This is a genomic window from Methylobacterium sp. WL6, from assembly GCF_008040095.1.
Classification (GTDB): domain Bacteria; phylum Pseudomonadota; class Alphaproteobacteria; order Rhizobiales; family Beijerinckiaceae; genus Methylobacterium.
On sequence record NZ_VRVH01000503.1, the window covers coordinates 1 to 1,927 of the forward strand.

Annotated in this window: 2 protein-coding genes and 1 pseudogene; 2 read left to right on the forward strand and 1 reads right to left on the reverse strand. The window is 72.1% G+C overall.

From position 1 onward, the window contains the following. Window positions 1-107 precede the first annotated feature (107 nt). Entirely contained in the window at window positions 108-842 is a 735-nt protein-coding gene (locus tag FV230_RS27745) for a DsbA family protein (protein ID WP_147729710.1), read from the reverse strand. 215 nt (window positions 843-1,057) lie between these two features. On the opposite strand from FV230_RS27745, the gene FV230_RS27750 reads away from it, so the two are divergent. After that, window positions 1,058-1,714 (forward strand): DUF1345 domain-containing protein, encoded by a 657-nt coding sequence (locus FV230_RS27750; RefSeq protein ID WP_147844656.1) that lies wholly within the window; start codon window positions 1,058-1,060, stop codon window positions 1,712-1,714. 70 nt (window positions 1,715-1,784) lie between these two features. Further along, window positions 1,785-1,927, forward strand: a pseudogene (locus FV230_RS31090) (pyridoxal phosphate-dependent aminotransferase); the annotation flags it as partial.

A 1,927-nucleotide genomic window follows, 5' to 3' on the forward strand; every position in this document is an offset into this window, starting at 1 on the left:
TCGCGCGGCGGCGCCGATCCGCCGGCGCGGCCGCGCGACCGGGGCCCGGATCCCGCGAAGGCGCCGGTCTTAGACGACCGGGCGCGTCCGCGACACCCTTTCTCGCCTCAGCAGGAGGCGTGGCCGCACTGGCGGACGTCGGCGATGGTCTTGCGGATCGGGTCGACGCCGACGGCGCCGGGGATGATCTCGTCGCCGATGATGAAGGCGGGCGTGCCGGACAGGCCGAGCTTGTCGCCGAGGCCGCGGTTCTCGGTGAGCGCCGCCTTCACCTCGGGGCCCTGGGCGTCCTTCTGCAGCCGGGCCACGTCGAGCCCCATCGCCTTGGCGACGTCGAGGGCCTTGGCGCCGTTCGCCCGGCCCTTGGATTCAAGCAGCTTCTGGTGGAACTCGAACAGCTTGTCGCCCTTGAGCTGCTGCTTGGCGGCGAGCGCGATCTGGCTGGCCTCGAGCGATTCCGGGCCGAGCACCGGGAAATCCTTGATCACCACGCGCAGCTTCGGATCGGCCTTGATCAGCGCCTGCACGTCGCCGAGCGCCTTGCGGCAATAGCCGCAATTGTAGTCGAAGAACTCGATCATCGTGACGTCGCCCGCCGGGTTGCCGGCGACGACGTCGTGCGGGCTGTCGAGCAGCGCCTTCTGCGATTCCTTGAGCGCGGCGGCCTGGGCCAGGCGCTGGGTCTCGGCCTGGCGCTTCTCGCCCTCGGCGATCGCCTCCTGCAGCACGTCGGGGTTCTTGATCAGGTAGTCCTTGACGATCGCCTCGATCCCGGCGCGCTGCGCATCGGTGAAGGGCGCGGCCGGCGCGGTCTGCGCCCGGGCCGGGAGGCCGAGGGGCATGGCCAAGGGAACGGCCAAGGGGACGGCGAGCAGCAGCGCGCGGCGGGAGGCCGAGAGGAAACGGGAGAGAGGCATACGTCCTCGCTGGGCGGGCGCGGCGGGCGGGCCGGACCGGGGTCTGGTCGGTCCGCTATCGGCCGGGTTAGGCGTTTTCACGGCGGCGGGTCAAATCCCGTCGTGCCCGATCGAAGTTTCTCCCGCGAGGCGTCACGCCGATGATCAATCCCATCCGGGCCTTCCGGCTCCGCCCGCGCCTGCTCGCGGCGTTCGGCATCATGGCCGCGGGCGCGCTGCTGATGCCGGGCGACGACCTCATCACCCGCCTGCTCGCCGGCTGGTGCGCCGGGATCGTGGCCTACGCGGTGCTGATCGTCCACCAATCCACCGGGCAGTCGCGCGACGCCCTGCGCCTGCAGGCGTCGCGCCTCGACGACAGCGCGGCCCTGGTGACGGTGTTCACCCTGCTCGCGGCCGCGGCGAGCTTCGCCGCCGTCGGCGTGCTGGTGCTCGGCGGCAAGGCGAGCGGCGCCGGCAAGGTCTTCGACCTGACGCTCGCCGGGGCGACCGTGCTGTGCACCTGGGCCTTCGTGCAGCTCGTCTTCACGATCCACTACGCCCACGTCTACTACGGCGACGACGCGCCCGGCGAGAGCCGCGGCGGCCTCGACTTCCACGGCGACGACGCCCCCGACTTCTGGGACTTCCTGTACTTCACCGTCACCATCGGCGCGGCGGCGGCCACCTCGGACACCAACATCACCAGCAAGCGCATGCGCCGGATCGCCACCGTGCAGACGGTCTACGCCTACCTGTTCAACACCGGCGTGCTGGCGCTCGCCGTCAACATGGCGGCGGGGTTCGTCGGGCATTGAGGGGGGTTGCGCAGCATCGCCGACCCGTCCGAGGGCTGACCCGCGGCCGCCGCCCGGGTACAAGCGTCCGATGATCCCCATCTCCCGCCGTGCCGCCGCCGTCGCGCCCTTCCTCGCCATGGACGTGATGGCCGCCGCCGCCGGGAAGGCGCGCGCCGGCGAGGACGTGGTGCGGATGGAGGTCGGGCAGCCCTCGGCGCCGGCGCCGAGGGC

Coding starts and splice junctions, on each gene's coding strand:
- FV230_RS27745 (WP_147729710.1), bottom strand. CDS start 842: ATGCCCCTCGGCCTCCCGGCCCGGGCGCAGACCGCGCCGGCCGCGCCC.
- FV230_RS27750 (WP_147844656.1), top strand. CDS start 1,058: ATGATCAATCCCATCCGGGCCTTCCGGCTCCGCCCGCGCCTGCTCGCG.